We start from the raw sequence: 25,532 nt of genomic DNA, 5'->3' as shown, positions 1-25,532 counted from the left end.
TCAGCCCTGGGTCCAGACCCGCAGCAGCGACAGCAGCTTGACCGTGTCGAGCGGTTTGGTGATGTAGTCGCTGGCGCCGGCCGCCATGCATTTCTCGCTGTCGCCCTGCATGGCCTTGGCCGTCATGGCGATCAGCGGCAGGGCGCGGTGGCGCGGCTGGGCGCGGATCGCCCGCATGGCTTCGTAGCCATCCATTTCCGGCATCATGATGTCCATCAGCACCACGCACACGTCCGGGTGCTGTTCCAGCTGGCGCAAGGCTTCCTTGCCGTTCTCCGCCTCCACCACCACGGCCCCCTTGTCCGTCAACAGGCTGGTGAGCGAGAACACGTTGCGCATGTCGTCGTCCACGATCAGCATCTTGCGCCCCTCGAACGGCAACTCGCCCGGCAAGGCCGCGCCGGCGCCGGGGCGCGCCGCCGCCACGGCCTGGCGCTGCGCCGCCGCGTGCAGGCACAATGCCACTTCGTCGGCCAGCCGCTCGGCGCTGCGTTCGCCGCGCAGCACGATGCTGTCGGCGTGCTGGCGCAGGGTGCGCTGCTGGCTGGCGTCCAGCGCGCGGGCCGAGTGCAGCACCACGGGCAGCGGCTGCCCCGCCAGTTGCTGCACCTGCTCCAGCAGTTCGGGAGCCGGCACGCCGGCCAGCTCCAGGTCCAGATCCAGCACCAGGCAGCCGATGCGCTGGGTCGCCAGCACGGCCTGCGCCTCGGTGGCGCCGCGCGCGCCCACGGCCGCGATGCCGCGCGTGGCCAGCTGGCTGCACAAGCTGCTGGCGGCGGTTGGCCGGTCTTCCAGCACCAGCACCCGCCAGGGCGCGGCGCGGTCGGCCGGCACCGGGGCGTCCGCGCCCGGTGCCGGGGACGACGCAGTGGCGCTGGTGGCAATGGCGTTGGCGCCGTCGACCGCGCCCGTGAGGGCGTCCGCCGTGCCATGGGCCGCCTGCAGCGGCAGCAGCAACGTGAAGGTGCTGCCCTGCCCCACCACGCTGTGCAGGGCCAGGCTGCCGCCCATGCGGGCCGCCAGTTGCAGCGAAATCGACAGCCCCAGTCCCGTGCCGCCGTAGTGGCGCGAGATGCCGCCGTCGGCCTGGCGGAACGCTTCGAAGATCAGCTGCTGCTGGCTTTCCGGCACGCCGATGCCGGTGTCGCCGACGGCCCAGGCCAGCATCGCCGGCCGCCCGTCCTGGGGCGGCGCCAGCGACACGCGCAGCGCCACCTCGCCATGGGCCGTGAACTTGATCGCGTTGCCCAGCAGGTTGCGCAGCACCTGCGCCGTGTGCTGCACGTCGAGCCGCAAGCGCTCCGGCACGGCCGGGTCCAGCGCGATCGACAGGCGCAAGCCCTTCTGTTCGGCCGCCGGCCGGAACAGGTTGTCGAGCGCGGCCAGCATCGCGGCCGGTTCGCCGTCCTCGTAGTGGCAATCGACCTGGCCCGCCTCCACCTTGGCCAGGTCGAGGATGTCGTTGATCAGGTTGAGCAAGTCCTTGCCGGCCGCGTGGATGGTGCTCGCGTATTCGGTCTGCTCGGGCGTCAGGTTGCCGGGCCGGTTGTCGCGCAACAGGCCGGACAGGATCAGCATGCTGTTGAGCGGGGTGCGCAGCTCGTGCGACATATTGGCCAGGAATTCGCTCTTGTAGGCGCTGATGCGCTGCAGTTGCTCGGCCTTGTGCCAGATCTCGCGGCTGGCCTGCTCCACTTCGGCGTTCTTGGCCCGGATCTGCTCGCGCTGGCGTTCCAGCAGGTCGGCCCGTTCCTCCAGTTCCTCGTTGCTTTGCTGGAGCTCCTCCTGCTGCACGCGCAATTCCTCGGCCTGGCGCGCCGTCTCGGCCAGCAGCGCGCGCGTGCGCTGGCGCGACAGCCCCACGTCGAAGCCGATGGCCACGCTTTCGCTCACCTGTTCCAGCCACGCCAGTTCGGCCGTGCTGTAGGGCCGGAACGCGCCCGCCTCCAGCGCGCCCACCACGGTGGCGCCATGCAGCAGCGGCAGCACCACCACGCAGGCCGGCGTGGCCTGGCCCAGCGCCGAGGCGATGGTCAGATAACCGGGCGGCACCTGGTCCAGCACGATGGTGCGCCGTTCCAGCACGGCCTGTCCCAGCACGCCCTCGCCCAGCGCCAGCGGCGCCGCCTGGGCGTCGGCCGGCGCCAGCCCGTAGCCGGCCACGGGACACAACTGCCCGGTGGCCTCGTCGTACAGGTAGCAGGCGCCGGCGCCGGCGCCGATGCGCGGGCACAGGTAGGACAGCACGCGGTCGGCCAGCACCGCCGTTTCCAGCTCGCCGCGCATGCGCACATTGAGCTCGTTCTGGCCAGCCATCATCCAGTCGCGCCGTTCGCCCCGCAGCCGGCTGTCGCGCAGCGCGTCCAGCATGCTCAGGAAGGCCTGGTCCAGCGTGCTTTGCACCTGCCCCATGCGCAGCAGCGAGCGTTGCAACTCGCCCACCTCGTCCTGCGCCGCCGGCGCCTGCGCCATGGCCGGCGGCGGCGCCACGGCGAGCCGCCGTTCCAGGTCGCCGCGCGCGATGGCGCCGGCCGCCTCGATCTTGTCGCTGGCGCCGGCCGTCAGCACGCGCGCCACGTCCAGCGCGTGGCCCAGCGGCCGCGTCACCGAGCGGATGATGATGTGGCCCAGTGCCACGGCCAGCACGCACAGCAGCAGCACCGCGCCCACCAGCATGGCCTCGGTGCGGTGCTGGCCGGCCACGCGCGCGGCCAGCACTTGCTGCAACGCGTCCAGGCCCGCCTCGGCCAGCCGCTGCTCGACGTCGATGGCGTCGCTGAGCTGACGATAGTAGTCGCCGGCGTCGTAGCCGAGGCGGGGCGGCCGCACCAGCTGTTCGCGCGCCAGCTTCAGCGCCTGTTGACCCTTGGCGCGGCTGACGCGCAGCAGGTCGGCCAGCCGGGTGCGCAGGTCGGGATTGTGGGCCAGCGCGACGGCCAGCGCGTCGTCGATGACGCGGTAGTAGTCGTCGGCGCGGTCGGCCCGCGAGGCGATCGCGATGCGTTCGTCCATGCCGGCCGTCCCGCGCACCAGCATGGCGGCGCCGGCGCCGCGCAACTGGCCCAGCGTTTCGCGCAGCACGGGCGCGCGCACCAGCAGCGCGTCGGTCAGGAAGTAGGAATCGGGTTCGGGATCGAGCCGCAGGCCGGCGTGGCCGATCATGTTGTCGTTGAAGCGGAACAGCTGCGCGATCAGGTCGCTGTGGCGCGCGAAGCTGTCGGCCGCCGTGAGCGCGCCCTGCGCATCCTTGGCCGACAGCGCGCTCCACTGTTCGAGCAGGCGGAACCAGGCGGCGCTGAGGTCGCGCTCATCGAGGCCCCGGACGTGGCGTTCCATTTGCGCGAACGCCTGGTCGGCTTCGCGCAGCTTGGCCATGGCCGGCGCGCGCGACGCGGCGTCACCGGCCAGCGCCATGGACGCCAGCCCACGGTGCTGCTGCACGAGATTGACCACCGTCAGCAGCGCGCGCGCCGGCACGATGCCCCGCGCCGCCCGCTCGGCGACGGCGATCGACTTGTTGGCTTCATTGAGGAACAGTGCCGTCGGAATGGCCACCGTGACGCAGCCGAGCAGCGCCAGCAGCAGGAATTTTTGCCGCAGCATCAGGCGGCCGAGAAACGCTGTGAACAAAGCCACTCCTCCATGTGAGCCATCGATCGGCTAACCGCCGCCCGACAGGTGGGGCCGCGCCATGCCGTCCGCCTCGCCGTCGCGCTGCCCGCGGGCCTGGCGCAGCAGGCGCTGCGTGTGCTGGTGCGCCAGCTGCATGCTGAAACCGAGCGCGCACGCTTCGCGCACCAGCGCCAGCAACTCCTGTTCCAAGGCCGTGCAGGGACGGAACGCGCCCAGTTCCAGCACGCCCACGGCCGTGTCGCCATGCCACAGCGGCCACACGGTCAGCACCGTGGGCCGGGCCGCGCCCAGCGCCGAGCCGATGGCCATGTAGTCGGCCGGCACCGCGTCCAGGCACAGCGTGCGCCGCTCGCGCAAGGCCTGCCACGGCAGGCCCTGGCCGGGCGCCAGCCGGGCCGGCGCGTCGTGCCGGTTGGCCAGCGCGTAGGTGGCCACCCGTTCCAGCGCGCCGTCGGTGTCCGACACCAGGTACAGCGCCCCCAGCCCGGCGTCCAGCCGCTGCGCCAGATAGCGCAGCACGCGGTCGGCCAGTTCGGCCGTGCTGAAATCGCCGCGCATGGCCTCGGCCAGTTCATTCTGGCCGGTCTTGAGCCAGTCGCGCTCCGTGTCGCGCAACCGCGCCGCCCGCAGCGACTCCAGCATGGAGGCGAACGCCGCATCGAGCGCGCGCTGCAGCTCCAGGTTGCGCTGCACGGAGCGCAGCAGGCTGCCCAGTTCATCGTTGCCGGGCGCGGCCCCGTGCAGCGCCAGCTCCGGCGCCGCCGCCAGCTCCCGATCAAGGTCGCCGGCCGCGATGGCCTGGGCCGCCGCCACCTTGGCGTCGCTGCTGGCGGTGAGCGTGCCGACCGCCTCCAGCGCCTGCGCCAGCGGGCCGGCGATGGCGCGCCGGTAGAACAGCCACAGGAACAGGCCGGCCAGCAGCAGCAAGGCGGCCAGCGTGGCCAGCACGGCGTAGATGGCGCGCCGCCCCGTCTCCAGCTGCAGGCTGGAGTCGACCTCCAGCACGCCGCGCACGTCGCCCAGTTTCCAGTCGGTGCGGGGGCTGGTGGGCAGGCTGTTGTGGCAGTCGACGCAGGACTGGGCGATCATCTTGTCGGCCAGCGCCACCCGCACCACGGTGGCGCCGCCGATCCGCTCGGTGCGGGTGTAGGCCTGGTCGGGATGGCGCTGGAAATGGGCCCAGGCGTCCTCGCCGAAGCTGTCGAGCACGCGGTTGGCGCGGTTGGGGAAGGGATAGGGGCTGTACAGCTTGAGGTTGACGCCGGAGTCGCGCAGCAGTTCGCCCAGTTCCAGCACCATGGTGGCCGGCAGCGGAATGGTGTCGGGGCGGTCGAGGTGGTCGCTGTCCACGCGCAGGCCGGGGTGGGCCATCACCTTGGCCACCACGTTGGCCGTGTAGTACTGGCGCAGCAGCGTGAACTGGCGCGCCGTCTCGCGCGCGGCGCTGACGGCCTCCTGCTCGGCGTTACGCTCGATGTAGCGCGGCACCACGATGGCCGCGCCCAGCGCGCACAGGCCCAGCGCGCCCCCGATGGGCAGGAACAGTTTCCAGAATAGGGAGCGGGGTGCCGCTGTCGTCATGTTGTCTGGCCGCGCCGGGTAATGTCCGTTGCTGCCAGCATAACGCAATTAAGGGCCGCCGGGTATGCGGCGCAAACCGGGGCCAGACCCGGGGGTCGGGCCGCCGGCCATGCCGCCTAGGCGGCCGGCTTGAGCAGGTTGGCCAGCGCCACGTACTGGGCCAGGCCGACCGCCTCGGGACGGTCGGTGGGGTTGATGCCGGCGGCCACGATCTGCGCCTCGGTGAACATGCCGGCCAGGCAGTTGCGGATCACCTTGCGGCGCTGCGAGAACGCCTTCAGCACCACCGCCTCCAGCGTGGCCTCGTCGCACGCCAGCGGCTGGGCCACCGGCACCATGCGCACGATGGCCGAGTCGACCTTGGGCGGCGGGTCGAACGCCTCGGGCGGCACCACGAACAGCAGCGCCATGTTGTAGCGCCATTGCAGCATCACCGACAGCCGGCCATAGGTCTTGCTGCCCGGTTCGGCCACCATGCGCTCGACCACTTCCTTTTGCAGCATGAAGTGCTGGTCCTGCACCAGCGGCGCGAATTTGGCCAGATGGAACAGCAGCGGACTGGAGATGTTGTACGGCAGGTTGCCCACCACGCGCAGCTTCTGGCCGGCGGGCACGGGGATGGTGGAGAAATCGAACTTGAGCGCGTCGCCCGCGTGGACGGTGAGCTTGGCGCGGCTGTAGGTCTTTTCCAGGCGCGCCACCAGGTCGCGGTCCAGCTCCACCACGTGCATGTGGGTCACGGTGCGCATCAGCTGCTCGGTCATGGCGGCCAGGCCGGGGCCGATCTCCACCATGGCGTCGTCGGCGGCGGGCGCGATGGCGTCCGTGATGGCGGCCAGCACGTGCTGGTCGTGTAAGAAATTCTGGCCGAAGCGTTTGCGGGCGACGTGTTTCATGAAGGATGCGGGTACTTTTTTGTTATGGGTGATAAGGGGCGTGGCCGGCCGCGCGGCTGGCCTCGGCCATCTGCAGCGCGCTGGCGATGGCCGCCTCCATGCTGCCGCAGTCGGCCCGGCCCACGCCCTGCGCGGCCAGGTCCAGCGCCGTGCCATGGTCGACCGAGGTGCGGATCAGCGGCAGGCCCAGCGTGATGTTGACGCCGTGGCCGAAGGTGGCGTACTTCAGCACCGGCAAGCCCTGGTCGTGGTACATGGCCAGCACGCAGTCGGCCTGCGCCAGGTACTTGGGCTGGAACAGCGTGTCGGCCGGATACGGGCCGGTCACGTCCAGCCCGCGCGCGCGGGCGGCCGCGATGGCCGGTTCGATCACGTCGATCTCCTCGCGCCCCAGGTAGCCGCCCTCGCCCGCGTGCGGGTTCAGGCCGGTGACCAGGATGCGCGGCGCGGCGATGCCGAACTTGACGCGCAGGTCGCGGTCGATGATGTCGAGGATGCGGGCCAGGCCCTCCTGGCTGAGCGCCCCCGCCACGTCCTTGAGCGGCAGATGGGTGGTGGCCAGCGCCACCCGCAGCGGCGGCGCGCCGGCCACGCCCTGCGGCTGGCCGGCCAGCATCATCACCACCTGCGGCGTCCGCGTCTGGGCGGCGAAGTATTCCGTGTGGCCGGAGAAGGGAATGCCGGCGTCGTTGATGGTGCTCTTCTGCAGCGGCGCCGTGACGATGGCCTCGAACCAGCCGGCCCGCACGCCTTCGATGGCCGCGTCCAGCGTGGCCAGCACGGCGCGGCCGTTGTTCTTGTCGAGCACACCGGGATGGACGTGGGCTTCCAGCGGCACGTCGATCACGCTCAGGCGCTCGGCGCCGAAATGGGGCAGGCCGCCGTTGCGCACGGCCTGCAGCGACAGCGACGAGAGCCGGATGGCGGGGTCGATCTCGCCGGCCAGCATGGCCAGGTAGGCCGCGTCGCCCAGCAGCACGCAGTTGACCTCGTGGCGCCGGCCCCAGGCGGCGCGGATGGCGATCTCCGGGCCGATGCCGGCCGGCTCGCCGACCGTGACGGCCAGCACCGGGCGCGCGCCGGGGCGGCGCGCCGGCGGCGGGGTCGAAGACTGCGGCATGCTCATCATGGCTCCTTACTTGGCGTCGTCGCGGAATTCGACGTAGGCGCGGTCGCGCACCTCGCGCTGCCAGTCCTCGACGGCCTCGGCCAGCTTGCGCTCGCGGATGGCCTGGCGGGCCGCGTTGCGCTGGCGCTCCTTGGACAGGTCGTCGGTCTTACGCTCGAGCACCTCGATCAGGTGGTAGCCGTAGCTCGATTCGATCGGCTGGCTCACCTCGCCGGGCTTGAGCGCGTTCATGGCGGCCTCGAACTCGGGCACGGTGTCGCCCGGGTACAGCCAACCGAGGTCGCCGCCCTTGACGGCCGAGCCGTCGTTGGAATACTGGCGCGCCAGGTCCTCGAACTTGGCGGCCTTGTTGTCGAGCCGCTCCTTCAGTTCGACCAGCTTGCGCTTGGCGTCGTAGGCGCTCATGGTGGGCGTGACCTTGATCAGGATGTGGCGCGCGTGGGTCTGCTGGACGGCGGCGGCGGCCTGGCCCTCGGCCGCGCTGCGGCGGTCCACCACCTTCAGGATGTGGAACCCGCCCACGCTCTTGATGATGGGCGTGACCTGGCCCGGCTTGAGCTTGGAGAGCGCCTCGGCGAACAGCGGCGGCAGGCGGTCGGAGTTGCGCCAGCCGATCTCGCCGCCCTTGAGGGCGTCGCTGGCGTCGGAGAACGAGGCGGCCATCTTGGCGAAGTCGGCGCCCGTGCGCAGCTGGCGCATGACCTGCTCGGCGCGCTCGCGGCGGGCCGCGATCACTTCCGGCGTGGCGTTCTCGGGGATGCGGATCATGATCTGCGACAGGTTCAGCTCCACCTGCTCGGCGGCGGCGGCCTTCTCGGCGGCCAGGTAGCTGTCCACCTCGGCGTCGGAGATCTGGATCTTGGCGTCCACCTCGTGCTCGCGCAGGCGCTGCATGATGATCTCGTCGCGGATCTCCTCGCGGAACGTGGCGAACGGCGTGCCATCCTTCTCCATCTGGTTGCGCAATTCCTGCACCGTCATCTTCTGCTGCTCGGCGATGCGGCCGATGGCGCGGTCGAGCATGGTGTCGTCCACGCGCACGCCGTATTCCTTGGCCATCTGCATCTGGGCCCGTTCCACGATCATGCGCTCGAGGATCTGGTGGCGCAGGTCGGCCGCGTCGGGCAGGGCCACGTTCTGCTGCTTCATGCGCTGGGTCACGGCCTGGATGCGGGCCGCCAGCTCCTGGCGCGTGATGACGTCGTCGTTGACGACGACGGCGATGGAATCGATCGGGGTGGTGCTGCTGGCCTTGGGCGCGGCCTTCGCGGCGGCGGCCGCGGGGGCGGCGGCCGGGGCGGCGGCGGCGGCCGGGGCGGGCGCGGGGGCCGGCGTCTTCTTGCTCGAAAACATGCTGCAGCCCGAGGTGGCGGCGACGCACAGCAACAGCGCTGCGATCTTCGTGTGGTGCATACTGGCTTTACGCATAATGGAGAACGCTCATGTGTCAGGGGTAGAAAAATGCAAACGGGCGGGACGCGCCTAGTGTAACGCTTAGCGGCCGTAGCCCTCGTTCAAACGCTGGTAGCCGGGGATGCTGTTCTTCATGGCCTCCAGCGGGTTGCCCACGCCCAGCTTGGACAGGCCGTTGAGCTCAAGCTGGAAGAAGATGGGGGTGGAGACGTTCTTGGCCGTCGTCACGAAACGCTGGGCGCCCATGCGGAACACCCAGCAGTCGCCGTTGTATTCGAGGCCCACCAACGATTCCAGGATTTTCTTGTCGAGCAGCGAGTAGCTGACCCGGCCCACGCCATACCAGCGCTGCGACACCGGCCACTGGCCCGACAGGTCGGCGTTCTTGAAGCTGTCGCGCAGGTAGCGGTAGCCGAGGTTGAGCACCTTCTTCTGGCCCGGCTGCCACTGGATGCCGTAGTTGGAGCTGACCGTCTGGTGCTGGCTGGGGTTGTACTGCACGGCGCTGTCGAAGCCCCAGGTCTCGGAGATGCGGCCGGTGGCCGCCAGCAGCATGTCGGAACGGCTGTCGTTGCTGGGTGTGGAGGCGTCCAGCTGCACCTTCTGGTCGCGGAAATAGAAGCGCTGGCCGAACGCCAGGCGCAGCCGCTCGGCGCCCGACGACTCCAGGAAGCGCGACACCAGCGCGGCCGTCAGCTGGTTGGCGTCGCCGATGCGGTCCGAGCCGACGAAGCGGTTCTCGCTGAACAGCTGGCTGAAGTTGAAGGTGGCGGCGGCCGTGTCGAACGTGGGCAGGGCCGACTGGTCGCGGTACGGCGTGTTCACGTAGAACAGGCGCGGCTCCAGCGTCTGCGTGGTGGCGCGGCCGAACAGCTTGGCGTCGCGCTCGAACACCAGGCCCGAGTCCAGCGAGAACGTGGGCACGGAGCGCGACAGGTTGCGGGCCGGGTCGGTGTCGTGCGCGTCGAGCTGGTAGGTGCTGGCGTTGAGCATCAGCTTGGGCGTGATGAAGTAGCTGGCCCCGATCACGGGGTAGCTCAGCTGCGGGATCGCCACCAGCCGCGTGCCGCGCAGCTCGGTCGGATGCCAGAAGCGCGTCAGCTCGCTGTCGAATTCCCAGTCGAAGCCGGCCACGTCGTAGCGGCCGGCGTGGAAGTTCAGCGACGGCAGGCGGTCGTAGGGGCGCGTCACGAACAGCGACTTGTCGGTGATCGAATCGGGGTCCTGCAGCACCTGGTACTTCTGGACGCGGGCCGTCAGGCGCCAGTAGTCGCCGTGGTAGTCGCTGCGCAGTTCGCGCAGCAGCTGGCGCTCGGCGCTGCCGGCCACCGTCTTGGAGAAGTCGTTCGGGTAGTTGTCGTCCGAGGCGGCGCGCACGTTCCAGCCATACGACCAGTCCCTGGCCAGATCCTGTTCATGGGTGGACTTGATGGTCCAGCGGTCGGTCTGGGTCTGCTTGTCGTGCGGCAGAAACTCCAGGTAGGTCTCGCCGCGGTACATGCCGGCGTCGGTCTCGCCGATGTAGCGGCCGTTGGCGCCCAGCTGGAAGCCGCGCCGGGGGATGATCTTCGGGTACAGCGTCAGGTCGCGGTTGGGCGCGATGTTGACGTAGTACGGCACCGTCAGTTCGGCCGCGCCCTTGGAGCCGAAGCCCGGCATGGGCGGCAGCCAGCCCGAGCGGCGCGCGCCCGACAGCGAGAACGACAGGGCCGGCGTGCCGAGGATGGGCACGTCCTTGAAATAGACGATGGTCTGGCCGGCCGTGCCCACGTCGCGCCCGGAATCGAGGTTGAGGCGGCTGGCCTTCAGGTACCAGTCCGGGTTCGGGCCCTGGCAGGTGCTGTAGGTGCCGTCGATCACCAGCGCCTCGTCCTCGTTGAGGAAGTTGACGCGCTGCGCCTTGCCCTGCGCGTGGTTCAGTTCCATCTGGTAGGTGGGGTGCTGCATGTAGCCCACGCCCGTGTCCAGATTGAGTTTCAGCTCGTCGCCCGTGAAGTAGTCGCCGAAGCGCCAGATGCGCACATGGCCCTCGGCCTCGACCTCGTCCTCGACCTGGCGGTAGCAGGCCGTGTCGGCCTTGACGCGGGTCTTGCCCTTGACCAGTTCCACGTCGCGCGCCAGATTGAGCTCGCGCTCGGGGCGGCCGCTGATGTCCTCGGCCTGGATGGTGGTGGGCGCGTTCGGGTCTTCCACGCGCGGCGGGCGCGGTTTGGCCTGGGCCGGGGTCTGGGCGTGGACCGGCAACGCCGCCACGGTGACGAGGGCGGACAAGGCATATGCCCAGCGTTGCGAGGGGTAAGGGGCCAGGAACCAGCTCATGAAAGGTAGCGACTTAACACCATGACAGGCGATTTTTTGAAATGAATCCCTTATTATATGGGAATCTTCAGCTTTCGCCGGTTTCCACCGTCCGCTTCATGTCTTTATTGCCAAATCCACCATCCGATTCCCCGTCCACCCCTGCCGCCGACGCGCGCCTGGCCATGCTCAAGGAGTGGCTCGCCACCCTCGACCTGGTGCGGGTGGACTCGGTGCGTCCCGCCTCGGCCGACGCCAGCTTCCGCCGCTACTTCCGGGTCGACGTGCTGCCGGCCCGCCAGGGCGCACCCGGCGCGAATCTCGGCGCAACGCTGATCGTGATGGACGCCCCGCCCGAGCGCGAGAACGTGCCGGCCTTCATCAAGGTGCAGGGCTTGCTGGCCGACGCCGGCGTGTCGGTGCCGGCCATCGTGGCGCAGGACGCGGAACGCGGCTTGCTGCTGCTGTCGGACCTCGGCAACAGCACCTACCTGAGCGAGATCGACCACGACAACGCCTCCACCCTGTACGCCGAGGCGCTGGAGGCGCTGGTCAAGATCCAGCAAAGCAGCCGGCCCGGCGTGCTGCCCGAATTCGACCGCGCCTTCATGCTGCGCGAGATGAACCTGTTCCCCGAGTGGTACATCGGCAAGCACCTGGGCGCCACGCTGACGGAGGCCCAGTCGGCCGAGCTGCAAAAAGTGTTCGACGCCATCCTGGCCCGCGCGCTGGCCCAGCAGCAGGTGTTCATGCACCGCGACTTCCACTCGCGCAACCTGATGCGCCTCGACGCGGGCAACCCCGGCATCCTCGACTTCCAGGACGCCGTGTACGGCCCCATCACCTACGACGTGGCCTCGCTGCTGCGCGACGCCTACGTGCAGTGGGACGAGGAACTGGTGCTCGACTGGACCATCCGCTACTGGCAGCACGCCAAGGCCGTGGGCCTGCCCGTCAACAAGGACATCGACGCCTTCTACAAGGACTTCGAGTACATGGGCCTGCAGCGCCACCTGAAGATCCTGGGCCTGTTCTGCCGCCTCAACTACCGCGACGGCAAGGCCGGCTACCTGGCCGACCTGCCCACCGTGATGGACTACGTGCGCAAGACGGCCAACCGCTACAAGGACCTCAAGCCGCTGGTGCGCCTGCTCGACACGCTGGAAAACAAGCAGCCGCAGGTCGGCTACACCTTCTAAGTTGATAAGCTGGAGGCGTGCGCCGGCCCTTCGCCGGCGCCCGTCCAGCCACGAAAGCCCCCCATGAAAGCCATGATCTTCGCCGCCGGCCGCGGCGAGCGGATGCGCCCCCTGACCGACACCTGCCCCAAGCCGCTGCTGACCGTGCGCGGCCGGCCGCTGATCGTCTGGCACATCCTCAACCTGGTGCGCGCCGGCATCACCGACATCGTCATCAACCACGCCCACCTGGGCGACCAGATCGAACAGACGCTGGGCGACGGCAGCCAGTTCGGCGCGCGCATCGCCTACTCGCCCGAGCAGACGGCGCTGGAGACGGCCGGCGGCGTGGCCGCCGCCCGCCACCTGCTGGGCGACGAGCCGTTCCTGGCCATCTCGGGCGACATCTACTGCCCCTACTTCGACTTCGAGGAAGTCAAGGACGTGCTGCACGACGCCGACATGTGGGGCACCCCCTACCCGGCCGACAAGCGCGACGTGGCCTGGCTGTACCTGGTCAAGAATCCGCCGTTCCACCCCGAGGGCGACTTCGGCCTGTCCCTGTACTCGGTCACCAACGACGGCGACCCGCGCTGGACCTTCGGCAACATCGGCGTGTACCGGCCCGAGATCTTCGACGGCATCACGCCGGGCAGCCACGCCAAACTTGGCCCGCTGCTGCGCCAGTACATCGAGCGCGGCCAGGTGGGCGGCGAAGTGTACGAGGGCGAATGGCACAACGTGGGCACCATCGAACAACTGGAAGCGCTGAACGTGACGCGCGCCCCCGCCGCCCGCAACGGAGCGGCCAAGTGACAGGCGCCTGCGCCGCGCGGCGCGCCCGCCTGATGGCGCAGATGGCGCCCGGCGCCGTGGCCGTGCTGCCCACGGCGCAGGAGGTGGCGCGCAACGCCGACAGCGACTACCCGTACCGCCACGACAGCTATTTCTACTACCTGAGCGGCTTCACCGAACCGGAGAGCGTGGTGGTGCTGGTGGCCGCGCGCGGCGACACGCCGGCCCGCGCCATCCTGTTCTGCCGCGAGAAGAACGCGGAACGGGAAATCTGGGACGGCTTCCGCCACGGCCCGGAAGCGGCGCTGGGCGCGTTCGGCTTCGACGCCACCTTTGCCATCGACGCGCTGGACGCGCAAATGGAACAGCTGCTGGCCAACGCGCCGGCCTTGTACTACGCGCTGGGCAGCGACGCCGAACTCGACGCGCGCGTGCGGCGCTGGCTGCAGGCCGTGCGGCGTCAGGCCCGCCTGGGCGTGACGGCGCCGGCCGCCGCCCACGACCTGCTGCCGCTGCTGGACGAGATGCGCCTGCTCAAGGACGACGGCGAGCTGGCCACCATGCGCCGCGCCGCCGCCATCTCCGGCCGCGCCCACGCGCGCGCCATGCGCGCCACCCGGCCCGGCATGCACGAATACGAGATCGAGGCGGAGCTGCTGTACGAGTTCCGCCGCAGCGGCGCCCAGCATCCGGCCTACTCCTCCATCGTCGCCAGCGGCGCCAACGCTTGCGTGCTGCACTACAGCGCCAACAACGCGCCCTGTCGCGACGGCGAGCTGCTGCTGATCGACGCCGGCTGCGAGCTCGATGGCTACGCCTCCGACATCACCCGCACCTATCCCGTCAATGGCCGCTTCACGGCGCCGCAACGGGACTTGTACGAACTGGTGCTGGCGGCGCAGGCGGCCGCCCTGCACGCCATCAAACCCGGCCACCGCTACACGGCCATCCACGACGCGGCGCTGCAAGTGCTGGCGCAAGGCATGCTGGACCTGGGCCTGCTCGACAAGAACAAGGCCGGCAACGTGGCCGACGTCATCGCCAGCAAGAGCTACCTGCCGTTCTACATGCACGGCACCGGCCACTGGCTGGGCATGGACGTGCACGACGTGGGCCAGTACCGCGACGTGAACGCACCCGACAAGCCTTCGCGCCCCCTGCAGGCGGGCATGGTGCTGACGGTGGAACCGGGCATCTATGTGCGGCCGGCCGAGGGCGTGCCCGAGCAGTTCTGGAACACCGGCATCCGCATCGAGGACGACGTGATCGTCACCCCGACCGGCCACACCATCATCAGCGCCGCCGCGCCCAAATCGGTGGCCGACATCGAACACCTGATGCAACAGGCACCATGACCATCACCATGAATCCAGCCACCGCCACGCACCATTCCGCCGCCACCGCGCCCACCACCGACCTCGACATCGCCATCTGCGGCGCCGGCCCGGCCGGCATGGCGCTGGCCGCGTTGCTGGTCAAACGCGGCGTGACGCCGCAGCGCATCGGCCTGATCGACGCCAAGACCCTGGCGCAGGCCAGCAACGACCCGCGCTCGCTGGCCCTGTCCTATGGCAGCCGGCAGATACTGGAGGAGATCGGCGCGTGGCCGGTGGCCGGCACGCCGATCCACCAGATCCACGTGTCGCGCCGGGGCCAGTTCGGCCGCAGCATGATAGACCGCGACGAACACGGCGTGCCCGCGCTCGGCTACGTGGCCCGCTACGGCGACCTGGTGACGGTGCTGGGCGCCGTATGCGAACGGGCCGGCATCCGCATGCTGCGCCCGGCGCGCGTGACGGGCAGCGCGGAACACGGGGACCGTATCGACCTGCATATCCAGCACGAAGGCGAGCCCGATGCGCACACGTTGAGCGCTGCCATCATGGTGCAAGCCGAAGGTGGCCTGTACAGCGACCAGGAAAGCAAGGCCGTGCGCCGCGATTACGGGCAGACGGCCATCATCGCCCAGGTGCGCTGCAGCGCGCCGATCGCCCACCGCGCCTACGAACGCTTCACGGAACAGGGTCCGCTGGCGCTGCTGCCGCAGGACACCCGCGACGGTCAGGCCGAGTACTCGCTCGTGTGGTGCGTGCGTCCCGAACAGGCGCAGGCGCTGCTGGCACTGGACGACGCGGCTTTCCTCGCGCGCTTGGGCCACGCCTTCGGCGACCGGCTTGGCAAATTCACGGCCGCCACGCCGCGCCTCGGCTTCCCGCTGGGATTGAACGCGGACGCGCGCAGCACGGCGCGCTCGGTCGCCATCGGCAACGCGGCGCAGACCATGCACCCGGTGGCGGGGCAAGGGCTCAACCTGGGCTTGCGCGACGTGGCCGTGCTGGCGCGCCTGCTGGCGACCGGCGCCACGCCCGACAACCTGGCGCGCTACACGGCCCAGCGCCACGCGGACCGCAGCACCACCATGCGCGTGACCGACACCATGGCCCGCATCTTCGCCAACGACTCGCCTGCGCAAGCGCTGCTGGGCATGTCGCTGGCCGCCATCGACCTGTTCCGCCCCGCGCGCAGCGTGCTGGCGGAGCTGATGATGTACGGCCGCCGTTAACTGCGCTGGCACGTCAACCGATCCGATCAATCATTTTATTTCTTGAGAAGTACGGTAGCGGAAAAGCCGAATGCCGATCCCAGTACGGCAAAGATCCACTTCTTGTCATCGGCGCTCGGCTTCCCAGCAATTAACCAGCCCAGGATGAAGCCGATGAGTCCTAACATGATGATCAGCGCTGCCAGAAATACCCAGCGCTCCTTAAAGCGCCGCAGCGCTGCATCATGTTCGGGTTCGGGAGGTGTTATCTCTGTTTTGTATCCCTGTTCTCTGATTAATTGATTCAGATCGATCGTCATATCGACTCCCGGAAGGCTATACCCCCACGATCTCGGTCACCACCTGCCGATCCTTGGTCACGATGCCAATGCCTTTCCCTTCCTTTCTCGCATCCAAGGCTACCTCAAGCAAGGCGATCGCCTTGCGCAAAATATCACTCTTGGTGGTGCCGCTCTCTTGAGCCATGGTCTCGAGCGCTTCGTTGAGTTGGGGAGAAATTAATAGACTGAGTTTGACCTTATCGTTGGATCGGGCTGGCATTTTCGTTTCCATGTCAAAGTACTCCTTTCAATCAGCGCCGCTTTGCGCAAGTCTGCCTAAGGAAGAGCGGGACGTGAAATAGGGAAAACTCGCCCCTTAATTGCGCAGATTATGCGCACTTTTCACTACCGTCAATCGCGTTTCCGGTATCACGGCCAGGGGGCAGGCAAGACATTGGCGCGTAGTTCATCACTCCGCCAGCCTATTGCCGACCCAGCGAAATTCCGCTATATTGAACGCAAGTTCTGTATAACGGATTTCGGCAATAAAATCCGGATATGAGCAAATTTGCATCAAGAGTCGGCTTGTCCGACGCCAACCTGCCTACCCGGGCAAGGTGGAAGCCTTCACGGCGATGCGGCCTATTAACGGCAACGAAGCGGGCGCGACATGGATTGCTCCGAATCGGGCCAGGATTTTTGGAGTGACCATGACCACGCAAACGACCTTCTCCCCCTCCGACGACATCAGCGCTTGGCGCAGTCAGTTCCGTTTGACGCACACCTTTCATCTCCTGCTGGGCACGCATGAACCGATCGCCGGCCAACTGGAAGCGATCCTGAAGCGCGCCCGGGCGCGCATCGAGAAATGGGTGATCGTGCGCCGGGCCGGCTGCTACGACCACTGCATCATCGTCGAAGGCATCGACGACGAGACGGCCCGCGCGCTGCGCAAGGAATTCTCCGGCCTCACGGGCCAGATCAAGGTGCATGTCGAACACATGCTGCACTTCGACAGCGGCGTGGCGCGCCACTGATAAAAAAAAACCGCACCGCCGTGAGGCTGGTGCGGTTTTCGCGGAACGGCGGGGCGGCTTAGTCGACCGCTTTCACCATGTCCTCGATGACCTTCTTCGCATCGCCGAACACCATCATGGTGTTGGCCTGGTAGAACAGGTCATTGTCCAGGCCCGCATAGCCGGACGCCATGGAGCGCTTGTTGACGATGATGCTCTTGGCCTTGTACGCCTCCAGGATCGGCATGCCGGCGATCGGCGACTTGGGATCCTTGGCGGCCGGGTTGACCACGTCGTTCGCGCCCAGCACCAGCACCACGTCGGTCTGGCCGAATTCGCCGTTGATGTCCTCCATCTCGAACACCTGGTCGTACGGCACTTCCGCCTCGGCCAGCAGCACGTTCATGTGGCCGGGCATGCGGCCCGCCACCGGGTGGATCGCGTACTTCACGGTCACGCCCTTGTGGGTCAACTTCTCGACCAGTTCCTTCAGCGAGTGCTGCGCGCGCGCCACGGCCAGACCGTAGCCGGGCACGATGATGACGGTTTCCGCGTTCGACATGATGAACGCCGCGTCGTCGGCCGAGCCGGATTTGACGGGGCGCTGCTCCTGCGCGCCGGCCGGGCCGCCGGCCGCCGCGTCGCCGCCGAAGCCGCCCAGGATCACGTTGAAGAACGAGCGGTTCATGGCCTTGCACATGATATAGGACAGGATCGCGCCGGAGGAGCCGACCAGCGAACCGGCGATGATCAGCATCGCGTTGTTGAGCGAGAAGCCGATGCCGGCCGCCGCCCAACCCGAGTACGAGTTCAGCATCGACACCACCACCGGCATGTCGGCGCCGCCGATCGGGATGATGATCAGCACGCCCAGCACGAAGGCGATGGCCGTCATGATCAGGAACGGCACCCACGCCGGTTCCGTGCCGCCGGCCGTCACGAACACCAGGCCCAGGCCCACCATGACGAGGGCCAGGATCAGGTTCAGCATGTGCTGGCCCGAGAACTTCACGGGCGCGCCCTGGAACAGGCGGAACTTGTACTTGCCCGACAGCTTGCCGAACGCGATCACGGAGCCGGAGAAGGTGATGGCGCCGACGAAGGTGCCGATGAACAGTTCGATGCGGTTACCGAACGGCAGCGCCTCGCCCAGGGCGGCGATGCCGAAGGCGTGCGGTTCCGACACGGCGGCCACGGCGATGCAGACGGCGGCCAGGCCGATCAGCGAGTGCATCGCCGCCACCAGTTCCGGCATCTTGGTCATCTCGACCTTCTTGGCCAGCGTGGCGCCGATGCCGCCGCCGACCACCACGCCCAGCGCCACCAGCGCGAAGCCCATGCCGCCCTGCTCCGCCTCGGCCTTGAGCTTGAGGATCAGCGCCAGCGTCGTGACGGCGGCGATCGCCATGCCCGACATGCCGAACGCGTTACCCTTGCGCGCCGTGGCCGGCGAGGACAGTCCCTTGAGCGCCTGGATGAAGCACACCGAGGCGATCAGGTACATCATCGTGACCAGGTTCATACTGATGAAATTCATGCTTTGCTCCCTTGCTCGATGCCTTGCGCTGCCTGCTTGGGCGCTTGCGCCTTGGGCTCTTTTTTCTTGAACATCTCCAGCATGCGCTGGGTGACGAGGAAGCCGCCAAACACGTTGACGGCCGCCAGTGCCACGGCCACGGTGCCGGCGATCTGCCCCACCGGGCCGGTGGTGAGCGCGGCGGCCAGCATGGCGCCCACAATGATGATGGCCGAGACGGCGTTGGTGACGGCCATCAGCGGCGTATGCAGCGCCGGGGTGACGGTCCACACCACGTGGTAGCCCACGTAGATGGCCAGCACGAAGATGATCAGGTTGATGATGGTATGACTGACTTCCATGATTCCTCCAGATTCGGTTATTTGCGCAGCACGTCGCCGCCGGCGCACACCAGGGTGGCCTTGATGATCTCGTCCTCGCGGTCGATCACGAGCTTGTCTTCCTTGTCGATGATCAGCTTGAGGAAGTCGAGCACGTTGCGCGCGTACAGGGCCGAGGCGTCGGCCGCCACCAGCGTGGCCAGGTCCGGCTCGCCGACGATGTAGACGCCGTGCTTGACCACGGTCTTGCCCAGCTCCGACAGCGGGCAGTTGCCGCCCTGCGAGACGGCCAGGTCGACGATCACGGAACCGGGCTTCATGGCCTTCACGGTGTCTTCCGAAATCAGGGTCGGCGCGGCGCGGCCGGGGATCAGGGCGGTGGTGATGATGATGTCGGCCAGCTTGGCCCGCTCGTGCACCAGTTCCGCCTGGCGGCGCATCCAGTCGGCCGGCATGGGACGGGCGTAGCCGCCCACGCCCTTGGCGATTTCCTTCTCCTCCTCGGTCAGGAACGGCACGTCGATGAACTTGGCGCCCAGCGACTCGACCTGCTCCTTGACGGGCGGCCGCACGTCGGACGCCTCGATCACTGCGCCCAGGCGCTTGGCCGTGGCGATGGCCTGCAGACCGGCCACGCCCACGCCCATGATCAGCACGCGGGCCGCCTTCACGGTGCCGGCGGCCGTCATCAGCATCGGCATGAAGCGCTGGTAGGTGTTGGCGGCCATCATCACGGCCTTGTAGCCGGCGATGTTGGCCTGCGACGACAGCACGTCCATCGACTGGGCGCGCGTGATGCGGGGCACGGCCTCCAGCGCGAACGCCTGCAGCCCGGCGGCGGCCATGGCGGCGATGGTCTCGCTGTCGAACGGGTTGAGCATGCCGATCACCACGGTGCCGGCCTTCATCAGGCCGCGCTCGTCCGCGTTGGGGGCGCGCACCTTGAGCACCACCTCGGCGGCGAAGGCTTCGGCGGCGCCGACGATCTGGGCGCCGGCGGCCGCGTAGGCCTCATCCGTCACCGAGGCCGGCATACCAGCGCCAGATTGCACCACGACCTGATGTTTCGCTGCGAGCTTCTTGACTGTTTCGGGCGTCGCCGCGACTCGGGTTTCACCCGACCGCGTCTCGGCCGGTATGCCTATTCTCATACAATTGCCTCCAAAGGATTAATAAACTGACTAGACGATAGAAATCTAACACGGAATGCGATGGCGACAGGCTATTTGTCCCGGCACTACGATAGTGCTGTCCCACTAATCGGGGGGGTGGACGGCTGCGCCGTTGGGCTCACTATACTTAGTATGCATTTATCAATAAATAGGTCAATTATCACTTCATTTATTACTATTTGTAATGAAATTGTGCGAATTTACAACTGGAGCCGCATAAAATTCTGCTGCGCAGCAACAATCTCCCCGAAGTTTGAGCAAATTCAATGCCAAGCCCCCCTCAAGTCATACGGCTGTCATAACCGGAGCGGCAGAACAGGCTAAAATGGCGGCTCTTTCAAGGATGACCCATGCCGCGTATCTGGAAACCCTCTGTGACTGTCGCCGCCATCATCGAACAGGATGGCAAGTTCTTGCTGATCGAAGAAGAGACCAGCGAGGGTGTGCGCATCAATCAGCCGGCCGGCCACCTGGACCCGCACGAGTCGCTCGAGCAGGCCGTGATCCGCGAGACGCTGGAGGAGACGGCGCACGAATTCACGCCCACGGCGCTGGTGGGCATGTACATGTCGCGCTACACCTCGCGCCGCACGGGCGAGGAAGTGACGTATCTGCGCTTCACCTTCTGCGGCGTGCCGGGCCAGCGCCACGACCGGCCGCTGGACGAGGGCATCCTGCGCACCATGTGGCTCACGCGCGACGAACTGGCCGCCTGCCGCGACCAGCACCGCAGCCCGCTGGTGCTGCAGTGCGTGGACGAATACCTGGCGGGCCGGCGCGCGCCGCTGGAGCTGCTGCACACCCACGCTTCCGTGTTCAAGGAAGTGGTATCAAATTAACAAAGTAACGGAATCAGTAGGAATAAGTAAGATGAGCAAGAAAAAAGTCGTGATCGGTATGTCAGGCGGGGTCGATTCCTCGGTCGCGGCGTGGATGCTCAAGGAGCAGGGCTACGAGGTGGTGGGCCTGTTCATGAAGAACTGGGAAGACGACGACGACTCCGAATACTGCTCCACCCGCCAGGACTGGATCGACGCGGCCAGCGTGGCCGACGTGATCGGGGTCGACATCGAGGCCGTCAACTTCGCGGCCGAATACAAGGACCGCGTGTTCGCCGACTTCCTGCGCGAATACCAGGCCGGCCGCACACCCAACCCGGACGTGCTGTGCAACGCCGAGATCAAGTTCAAGGCCTTCCTGGACCACGCCATGCACCTGGGCGCGGACCTGATCGCCACCGGCCACTACGCGCGGGTGCGCCAGAACGGAACACAGTTTGAATTGTTGAAGGCACTTGACCACACCAAGGACCAGAGCTACTTCCTGCACCGCCTGAACCAGGCCCAGTTGTCCAAGACCCTGTTCCCGCTGGGCGAGATCCCCAAGACCGAGGTGCGCAAGATCGCCGAGAAGCTGGCCCTGCCCAACGCGGCCAAGAAGGATTCGACCGGCATCTGTTTCATCGGCGAGCGCCCGTTCCGAGAATTCCTGAACCGCTACCTGTCCTACAAGCCGGGGCCGATGAAGACGCCGGACGGCAAGGTGGTGGGCGAGCACGTGGGCCTGAGCTTCTACACGCTGGGCCAGCGCAAGGGCATCGGCGTGGGCGGCATGAAGGCCTACAAGAACGAAGACGGCAGCAGCGACGCCTGGTACGTGGCGCGCAAGGACATCGCCAACAACACGCTGTACATCGTGCAGGGCCATGACCATCCGTGGCTGCTGTCGTCCACGCTGCGCGCCGACCAGGCCAGCTGGGTGGCCGGCACGCCGCCGGCGCCGCGCGCGCTGTCGGCCAAGACCCGCTACCGCCAGGCCGATGTGGCCTGCACCGTCGCGCCGGACGGCGACGCCAATTTCTCGCTGCGGTTCGAGCAGGCCCAGTGGGCCGTCACGCCCGGCCAGTCGGCCGTGCTGTACGACGGCGACGTGTGCCTGGGCGGCGGCATCATCGCCGGATCAGACTTCAGCGCCTGACGCCGGGCCGCCCTCGCCGGGCTGGCCGCCATCGGCCGGCGCGGCTGCGCCCTGCTGGGCCGCCATGGCGGCGCGCTGGCGCTTGACCATGGCGATCACCGTGTTGCGGATGGTGTTGAGCACCGTGTCGGCCTTGAACGGCTTGACGATGAAGCCGTTCACGCCCATCGCGTGGGCGGCCTGGATGGTGGCCGCGTCGAATTCGCTCGACACCATGAAGATCAGCGTCTTGGGCCAGCTGCCCTTGATCTCGCGCACCACGCCGGTGTCGGCTTCGATCTGCTCGCGCGCGATGCAGACGATGTGGGGCTGGTGCTTGAGCAGCAGCGCCATGCCGCTGGCGCAGGTGTGGCTCTGTCCCACCACGTCGTAGCCGCCGTCGAGCAGGACGGTGTTGAGCAGGCCGCGGGCCACGGCGCTGCTGTCGATAATGACTGCCTTTAACATCGTAAAACCTTTCTCGTGGACGCGCCGCCGGCTCCTATTGCCGATCCCAGGCCAGCATGTTCCAGCTCACGCCGACCCGCACGTCCGTTTTCAATTGCACCAGTTGTCGGGAAAGATACAACATTTCCCGCTCTTTTCGTAGGGTTTCGCCCAGCGTGTCCTTCAGAATGCCGGCGCCGGCCATGATGGCGTCCAGATTGCCGTATGTACGCAACAGTCGGGCCGCCGTCTTGGCGCCCACCTTGGACACGCCGGGGATGGAATCGGTGGCGTCGCCCATCAGCGCCAGCAGGTCCGGCAACTGCCCGGGCGGCACGCCCCACTTGCGCTCGACCCAGGCGTGGTCGTGCCATTCGCCCTTGAAGTGGTCCCAGATCAGGGCGCCGTTGGCGATCAGCGGATGCAAGTCCTTGTCGGTGGTGGCCACGGTGGCCTCGCCGCGGCCCTCGCCCAGCCAGCGCAGCACCACGGTGCCGATCACGTCGTCGGCCTCCACTTCCGGCAGCGACACCACGCGCAGGCCCCAGCCGGCCAGTTGTTCGTAGAACGCCGGCAGCGCCGCCCGCAGCACGGGCGGCATGGGATCGCGCCCGGCGCGGTAGCCGGCGTACAGCGCATGGCGCCACGTGGGGCCGCCATAGTCGAAGGCCGGCAGCACGTGGCTCGGTTCATGTTCGGAGATCAGCTTGCGGAACGAGGACAGCGCGTGGCGCAGCGCCAGCTCGGCCTTCTCGGCCGAATCCGGTTCAGGGCTCGCTTCGTAGACGCGGCGCACGATGTTGAGGCCATCGATGGCGAGGAGTCGGGTCATGGGGGATTCATACGGACTGATTCAAGCGCGCATTCTACCGCACGGTGACGGCGCCGCCGGGGCGCCGCCCCTTACTTCAGCAGCTCGTACGGCCCGCCGCGTTCGAGCGCGCGCTGGAACGCCGGGCGCGCGTGGATGCGCTCGAGGAAGGCGAGCAAGTGGGGGCGCTTGCCATCGAGGCCCGCGCGGGCGGCGGCCGCCTCCAGCGGAAAACTCATCTGGATATCGGCCGCGCTGAACTGGTCGCCGGCGAACCACAGGTGCTGGCTCAGTTCCGCCTCCAGGTAATCGAGGTGCTGCTCGATCTGCGGCTGGATGTACATCGACTTGACCTTGTGCGCGATGGCGCGCGCCACCGGTTTGACGAAGAACGGCGCCGGCCCCGATTCGACCCGGTCGAACACGAGCTTCATCAGCAGCGGCGTCATGGCCGAGCCTTCCGCGTAGTGCATGAAATAGGTCCAGCGCCGCTTTTCCGCCGTGCCGGGCGGCGGCACCAGCATGCCGTTGCCGTAGCGCTCGACCAGGTATTCGACGATGGCACCCGATTCGGCCACCGTCACGTCGCCGTCCGTGATCACGGGCGACTTGCCGAGCGGGTGGATGGCGCGCAGCGCCGGCGGCGCCAGCATGGTCCTGGGGTCGCGCTGGTAGCGCACGATCTCGTATTCCAGGCCCAGTTCTTCGAGCAGCCACAGGACGCGCTGCGAACGGGAGTTGTTGAGGTGGTGGACGACGATCATGGGGCTTCCTGTTCAAGGTGGGGGCGGGCCTGCGCACCTTGCCAGCTTAACACTGTTACCCCATCCGCGCCGGCAATAGCTTGCTAGGCGGAAAAAGCAGTACACTCGCTGACGGCGCCATCGCCCTCCCCCTTTTTGTCACCGGAGCGTCCATGAAGTACCTGACCCTGCGTTACATCGCCTTCCAGCTCGCCATCGCCACCTTGCTGCTGTCGCTGCTGATGGGGGCCAGCCCGTGGCTGCCGCTCACCGCCGCCGCACTGGTGGCGCTGGGCGTGGCCGACCTGACGCAGACCCGGCGCGCGCTGCGCCGCAACTATCCGATCCTGGCCCACCTGCGCTTCCTGCTCGAAGCGATCCGGCCCGAGATGCGCCAGTACTTCCTGGAGGACGACACGCAGGCGGCGCCGTTCTCGCGCAACCAGCGCAGCATCGTCTACCAGCGCGCCAAGGTGGAGACCGACAAGCGCCCGTTCGGCACCCAGCTCGACGTCTACCAGGACGGCTACGAGTGGATCAACCATTCGATCGCGCCGGCGCCCGAAGCCCACCACGATTTCCGCATCGAGATCGGCAACCACCCGGACTGTCCGCGCGCCCAGCCCTACTCGGCCAGCGTGTTCAACATCTCGGCCATGAGCTTCGGCGCGCTGTCGGCCAACGCCATCCAGGCCCTGAACGGCGGCGCCCGCATCGGCCACTTCATGCACGACACGGGCGAAGGCAGCATCAGCCCCTACCACCGCATGCACGGGGGCGACCTGGTGTGGGAAATCGGCTCCGGCTATTTCGGCTGCCGCAACGCCGACGGCACCTTCTCCGAGGAGCGCTTCGTGGCCAACGCCTGCACCGAGCAGGTCAAGATGATCGAACTGAAGCTGTCGCAAGGGGCCAAGCCCGGCCACGGCGGCGTGCTGCCCGGCGCCAAGGTGACGATCGAGATCGCCACCACGCGCGGCGTGCCGCGGGGCGAGGATTGCGTCTCGCCGGCCAGCCACTCGGCCTTCTCCACGCCGCTGGAAATGCTGGCCTTCATCGACCGGCTGCGCCAACTGTCGGGCGGCAAGCCGACCGGCTTCAAGCTGGCGGTGGGCCATCCATGGGAATTTTTCGGCATCGTCAAAGCCATGCTGGCCACCGGCATCACACCCGACTTCATCGTCGTCGATGGCTGCGAAGGCGGCACCGGCGCGGCGCCGGTGGAATTCACCGACCACGTGGGCACGCCGTTGCAGGAAGCGCTGCTGCTCGTGCATAACACGCTGGTGGGCGCCAACCTGCGCGAACGGATCAAGATCGGCGCGTCGGGCAAGGTGATCACGGCGTTCGACATCGCCCGCCTGCTGGCCCTCGGCGCGGACTGGTGCAACTCGGCGCGCGGCTTCATGTTCGCGCTCGGCTGCATCCAGTCGCAGCACTGCCACACGGACCGTTGTCCAACGGGCGTGGCCACCCAGGACAAGCTGCGCCAGCGCGCGCTGGTGGTGCCGGACAAGACCCAGCGCGTGGCCAACTTCCACCAGAACACGATGAAGGCGCTGGCCGGGCTGGTGGCCGCCGCCGGGCTCACGCATCCATCGCAACTGAAGCCGCATCACCTGGTGCGGCGCATCTCGCCCAACCAGGTCAAGCTGGCGTCCGCGCTGCTGCCCTACCTGGACCCAGGCGAGTTGCTGGACCCGACCCAGCTGTCACGCCTGCCGCCCGTGTTCGGCATGTACTGGCCGATGGCGCAGGCGGAATCGTTCCATCCGCTGGCGTGA

The 25,532-nt window shown here is 67.8% G+C and carries 22 protein-coding genes and 1 riboswitch; of the genes, 8 read left to right on the top strand and 14 right to left on the bottom strand.

What is annotated here, in order from left to right; genetic code table 11:
• From AC1RQG_RS13630 to AC1RQG_RS13605, 6 genes are all read right to left on the bottom strand, one after another.
• Complete coding sequence (locus AC1RQG_RS13630) at window positions 1-3,630, bottom strand: response regulator (protein WP_493132159.1); 3,630 nt, start codon at window positions 3,628-3,630, stop codon at window positions 1-3.
• Between the two features lie 30 nt (window positions 3,631-3,660).
• A complete protein-coding gene (locus AC1RQG_RS13625) occupies window positions 3,661-5,214 on the bottom strand; it encodes a c-type heme family protein (protein WP_493132156.1) in 1,554 nt (517 codons plus the stop codon).
• Window positions 5,215-5,330: 116 nt separating this feature from the next.
• Window positions 5,331-6,110, bottom strand: coding sequence for a 16S rRNA (adenine(1518)-N(6)/adenine(1519)-N(6))-dimethyltransferase RsmA (gene rsmA, locus AC1RQG_RS13620; protein WP_493132154.1), 780 nt, complete (start codon window positions 6,108-6,110; stop codon window positions 5,331-5,333).
• A 22-nt stretch (window positions 6,111-6,132) separates the two neighbouring features.
• The gene (gene pdxA, locus AC1RQG_RS13615) at window positions 6,133-7,236 is read right to left on the bottom strand and encodes a 4-hydroxythreonine-4-phosphate dehydrogenase PdxA (protein WP_493132152.1); all 1,104 of its coding nucleotides are present in this window, start codon (window positions 7,234-7,236) and stop codon (window positions 6,133-6,135) included.
• 9 nt (window positions 7,237-7,245) lie between these two features.
• Window positions 7,246-8,667 carry a peptidylprolyl isomerase gene (locus AC1RQG_RS13610; protein WP_493132150.1) on the bottom strand — a complete coding sequence of 474 codons (1,422 nt, stop codon included), beginning with the start codon at window positions 8,665-8,667 and terminating at the stop codon, window positions 7,246-7,248.
• Between the two features lie 66 nt (window positions 8,668-8,733).
• Complete coding sequence (locus AC1RQG_RS13605) at window positions 8,734-10,971, bottom strand: LPS-assembly protein LptD (protein WP_493132148.1); 2,238 nt, start codon at window positions 10,969-10,971, stop codon at window positions 8,734-8,736.
• Between the two features lie 98 nt (window positions 10,972-11,069).
• On the opposite strand from AC1RQG_RS13605, the gene AC1RQG_RS13600 reads away from it, so the two are divergent.
• The 4 genes from AC1RQG_RS13600 (at window position 11,070) to AC1RQG_RS13585 (ending at window position 15,486) form a co-directional block, all read left to right on the top strand.
• The gene (locus AC1RQG_RS13600) at window positions 11,070-12,149 is read left to right on the top strand and encodes an aminoglycoside phosphotransferase family protein (RefSeq protein WP_493132146.1); all 1,080 of its coding nucleotides are present in this window, start codon (window positions 11,070-11,072) and stop codon (window positions 12,147-12,149) included.
• A gap of 63 nt (window positions 12,150-12,212) precedes the next feature.
• On the top strand, window positions 12,213-12,944 hold the full coding sequence (gene murU / locus AC1RQG_RS13595; protein ID WP_493132144.1) for an N-acetylmuramate alpha-1-phosphate uridylyltransferase MurU: 732 nt from the start codon (window positions 12,213-12,215) through the stop codon (window positions 12,942-12,944).
• Window positions 12,860-14,278, top strand: coding sequence for a Xaa-Pro aminopeptidase (gene pepP, locus AC1RQG_RS13590; RefSeq protein WP_493132142.1), 1,419 nt, complete (start codon window positions 12,860-12,862; stop codon window positions 14,276-14,278). Before murU ends, pepP begins: the two co-directional genes overlap by 85 nt.
• A gap of 8 nt (window positions 14,279-14,286) precedes the next feature.
• Window positions 14,287-15,486: a UbiH/UbiF/VisC/COQ6 family ubiquinone biosynthesis hydroxylase gene (locus AC1RQG_RS13585; RefSeq protein ID WP_493132140.1), complete on the top strand. Its 1,200-nt coding sequence runs from the start codon at window positions 14,287-14,289 to the stop codon at window positions 15,484-15,486.
• Between the two features lie 35 nt (window positions 15,487-15,521).
• Here AC1RQG_RS13585 and AC1RQG_RS13580 read toward each other — a convergent pair whose 3' ends face one another.
• Both AC1RQG_RS13580 and AC1RQG_RS13575 read right to left on the bottom strand, forming a co-directional pair.
• Window positions 15,522-15,785, bottom strand: coding sequence for a hypothetical protein (locus AC1RQG_RS13580; RefSeq protein ID WP_493132138.1), 264 nt, complete (start codon window positions 15,783-15,785; stop codon window positions 15,522-15,524).
• A gap of 16 nt (window positions 15,786-15,801) precedes the next feature.
• The gene (locus tag AC1RQG_RS13575) at window positions 15,802-16,038 is read right to left on the bottom strand and encodes a hypothetical protein (protein WP_493132136.1); all 237 of its coding nucleotides are present in this window, start codon (window positions 16,036-16,038) and stop codon (window positions 15,802-15,804) included.
• A 273-nt stretch (window positions 16,039-16,311) separates the two neighbouring features.
• Window positions 16,312-16,415: riboswitch (SAM-I-IV-variant riboswitch) on the top strand.
• Between the two features lie 41 nt (window positions 16,416-16,456).
• Here AC1RQG_RS13575 and AC1RQG_RS13570 point away from each other — a divergent pair.
• Window positions 16,457-16,783, top strand: coding sequence for a hypothetical protein (locus AC1RQG_RS13570; RefSeq protein ID WP_493132134.1), 327 nt, complete (start codon window positions 16,457-16,459; stop codon window positions 16,781-16,783).
• Window positions 16,784-16,841: 58 nt separating this feature from the next.
• On the opposite strand, the gene AC1RQG_RS13565 is transcribed toward AC1RQG_RS13570, so the two are convergent.
• Genes AC1RQG_RS13565 through AC1RQG_RS13555 form a run of 3 tightly spaced genes read right to left on the bottom strand, consistent with a single transcriptional unit; the run spans window position 16,842 to window position 19,770 of the window.
• Entirely contained in the window at window positions 16,842-18,299 is a 1,458-nt protein-coding gene (locus AC1RQG_RS13565; RefSeq protein ID WP_493132132.1) for an NAD(P)(+) transhydrogenase (Re/Si-specific) subunit beta, read from the bottom strand.
• On the bottom strand, window positions 18,296-18,640 hold the full coding sequence (locus AC1RQG_RS13560; protein ID WP_493132130.1) for an NAD(P) transhydrogenase subunit alpha part 2: 345 nt from the start codon (window positions 18,638-18,640) through the stop codon (window positions 18,296-18,298). Before AC1RQG_RS13560 ends, AC1RQG_RS13565 begins: the two co-directional genes overlap by 4 nt.
• Window positions 18,641-18,657: 17 nt before the next feature.
• The gene (locus AC1RQG_RS13555; protein ID WP_493132128.1) at window positions 18,658-19,770 is read right to left on the bottom strand and encodes a Re/Si-specific NAD(P)(+) transhydrogenase subunit alpha; all 1,113 of its coding nucleotides are present in this window, start codon (window positions 19,768-19,770) and stop codon (window positions 18,658-18,660) included.
• A 371-nt stretch (window positions 19,771-20,141) separates the two neighbouring features.
• On the opposite strand from AC1RQG_RS13555, the gene AC1RQG_RS13550 reads away from it, so the two are divergent.
• Together AC1RQG_RS13550 and mnmA are read left to right on the top strand one after the other, a co-directional pair.
• Window positions 20,142-20,630 (top strand): NUDIX hydrolase, encoded by a 489-nt coding sequence (locus AC1RQG_RS13550; protein ID WP_493132126.1) that lies wholly within the window; start codon window positions 20,142-20,144, stop codon window positions 20,628-20,630.
• A gap of 31 nt (window positions 20,631-20,661) precedes the next feature.
• Complete coding sequence (gene mnmA / locus AC1RQG_RS13545) at window positions 20,662-21,768, top strand: tRNA 2-thiouridine(34) synthase MnmA (RefSeq protein ID WP_493132124.1); 1,107 nt, start codon at window positions 20,662-20,664, stop codon at window positions 21,766-21,768.
• On the opposite strand, the gene AC1RQG_RS13540 is transcribed toward mnmA, so the two are convergent.
• The 3 genes from AC1RQG_RS13540 to AC1RQG_RS13530 all read right to left on the bottom strand — a co-directional run bounded on the left by AC1RQG_RS13540 (window position 21,751) and on the right by AC1RQG_RS13530 (window position 23,769).
• On the bottom strand, window positions 21,751-22,215 hold the full coding sequence (locus tag AC1RQG_RS13540) for a response regulator (RefSeq protein ID WP_493132122.1): 465 nt from the start codon (window positions 22,213-22,215) through the stop codon (window positions 21,751-21,753). The genes mnmA and AC1RQG_RS13540 overlap by 18 nt on opposite strands.
• A 34-nt stretch (window positions 22,216-22,249) precedes the next feature.
• The gene (locus AC1RQG_RS13535; protein ID WP_493132120.1) at window positions 22,250-23,026 is read right to left on the bottom strand and encodes a 5'-3' exonuclease; all 777 of its coding nucleotides are present in this window, start codon (window positions 23,024-23,026) and stop codon (window positions 22,250-22,252) included.
• A 71-nt stretch (window positions 23,027-23,097) separates the two neighbouring features.
• Window positions 23,098-23,769, bottom strand: coding sequence for a glutathione S-transferase (locus AC1RQG_RS13530; protein ID WP_493132118.1), 672 nt, complete (start codon window positions 23,767-23,769; stop codon window positions 23,098-23,100).
• Between the two features lie 152 nt (window positions 23,770-23,921).
• Between AC1RQG_RS13530 and AC1RQG_RS13525 the strand changes: the two genes are divergently transcribed.
• Window positions 23,922-25,532, top strand: coding sequence for an FMN-binding glutamate synthase family protein (locus AC1RQG_RS13525; RefSeq protein WP_493132116.1), 1,611 nt, complete (start codon window positions 23,922-23,924; stop codon window positions 25,530-25,532).

The sequence above is a fragment of the Rugamonas sp. GW822-FHT03B10 genome (genome assembly GCF_058801745.1).
Note: the sequence above shows the minus strand (reverse complement) of the source record. Positions and strands in the feature narration are given on the sequence as shown.

Coding starts and splice junctions, on each gene's coding strand:
- AC1RQG_RS13600 (WP_493132146.1), top strand. CDS start 11,070: ATGTCTTTATTGCCAAATCCACCATCCGATTCCCCGTCCACCCCTGCC.
- AC1RQG_RS13565 (WP_493132132.1), bottom strand. CDS start 18,299: ATGAATTTCATCAGTATGAACCTGGTCACGATGATGTACCTGATCGCC.
- AC1RQG_RS13610 (WP_493132150.1), bottom strand. CDS start 8,667: ATGCGTAAAGCCAGTATGCACCACACGAAGATCGCAGCGCTGTTGCTG.
- AC1RQG_RS13580 (WP_493132138.1), bottom strand. CDS start 15,785: ATGACGATCGATCTGAATCAATTAATCAGAGAACAGGGATACAAAACA.
- AC1RQG_RS13550 (WP_493132126.1), top strand. CDS start 20,142: ATGCCGCGTATCTGGAAACCCTCTGTGACTGTCGCCGCCATCATCGAA.
- rsmA (WP_493132154.1), bottom strand. CDS start 6,110: ATGAAACACGTCGCCCGCAAACGCTTCGGCCAGAATTTCTTACACGAC.
- mnmA (WP_493132124.1), top strand. CDS start 20,662: ATGAGCAAGAAAAAAGTCGTGATCGGTATGTCAGGCGGGGTCGATTCC.
- pepP (WP_493132142.1), top strand. CDS start 12,860: ATGGCACAACGTGGGCACCATCGAACAACTGGAAGCGCTGAACGTGAC.
- AC1RQG_RS13575 (WP_493132136.1), bottom strand. CDS start 16,038: ATGGAAACGAAAATGCCAGCCCGATCCAACGATAAGGTCAAACTCAGT.
- AC1RQG_RS13535 (WP_493132120.1), bottom strand. CDS start 23,026: ATGACCCGACTCCTCGCCATCGATGGCCTCAACATCGTGCGCCGCGTC.
- AC1RQG_RS13585 (WP_493132140.1), top strand. CDS start 14,287: ATGAATCCAGCCACCGCCACGCACCATTCCGCCGCCACCGCGCCCACC.
- AC1RQG_RS13560 (WP_493132130.1), bottom strand. CDS start 18,640: ATGGAAGTCAGTCATACCATCATCAACCTGATCATCTTCGTGCTGGCC.
- AC1RQG_RS13530 (WP_493132118.1), bottom strand. CDS start 23,769: ATGATCGTCGTCCACCACCTCAACAACTCCCGTTCGCAGCGCGTCCTG.
- AC1RQG_RS13555 (WP_493132128.1), bottom strand. CDS start 19,770: ATGAGAATAGGCATACCGGCCGAGACGCGGTCGGGTGAAACCCGAGTC.
- AC1RQG_RS13570 (WP_493132134.1), top strand. CDS start 16,457: ATGACCACGCAAACGACCTTCTCCCCCTCCGACGACATCAGCGCTTGG.
- AC1RQG_RS13625 (WP_493132156.1), bottom strand. CDS start 5,214: ATGACGACAGCGGCACCCCGCTCCCTATTCTGGAAACTGTTCCTGCCC.
- AC1RQG_RS13540 (WP_493132122.1), bottom strand. CDS start 22,215: ATGTTAAAGGCAGTCATTATCGACAGCAGCGCCGTGGCCCGCGGCCTG.
- AC1RQG_RS13525 (WP_493132116.1), top strand. CDS start 23,922: ATGAAGTACCTGACCCTGCGTTACATCGCCTTCCAGCTCGCCATCGCC.
- murU (WP_493132144.1), top strand. CDS start 12,213: ATGAAAGCCATGATCTTCGCCGCCGGCCGCGGCGAGCGGATGCGCCCC.
- AC1RQG_RS13605 (WP_493132148.1), bottom strand. CDS start 10,971: ATGAGCTGGTTCCTGGCCCCTTACCCCTCGCAACGCTGGGCATATGCC.
- pdxA (WP_493132152.1), bottom strand. CDS start 7,236: ATGAGCATGCCGCAGTCTTCGACCCCGCCGCCGGCGCGCCGCCCCGGC.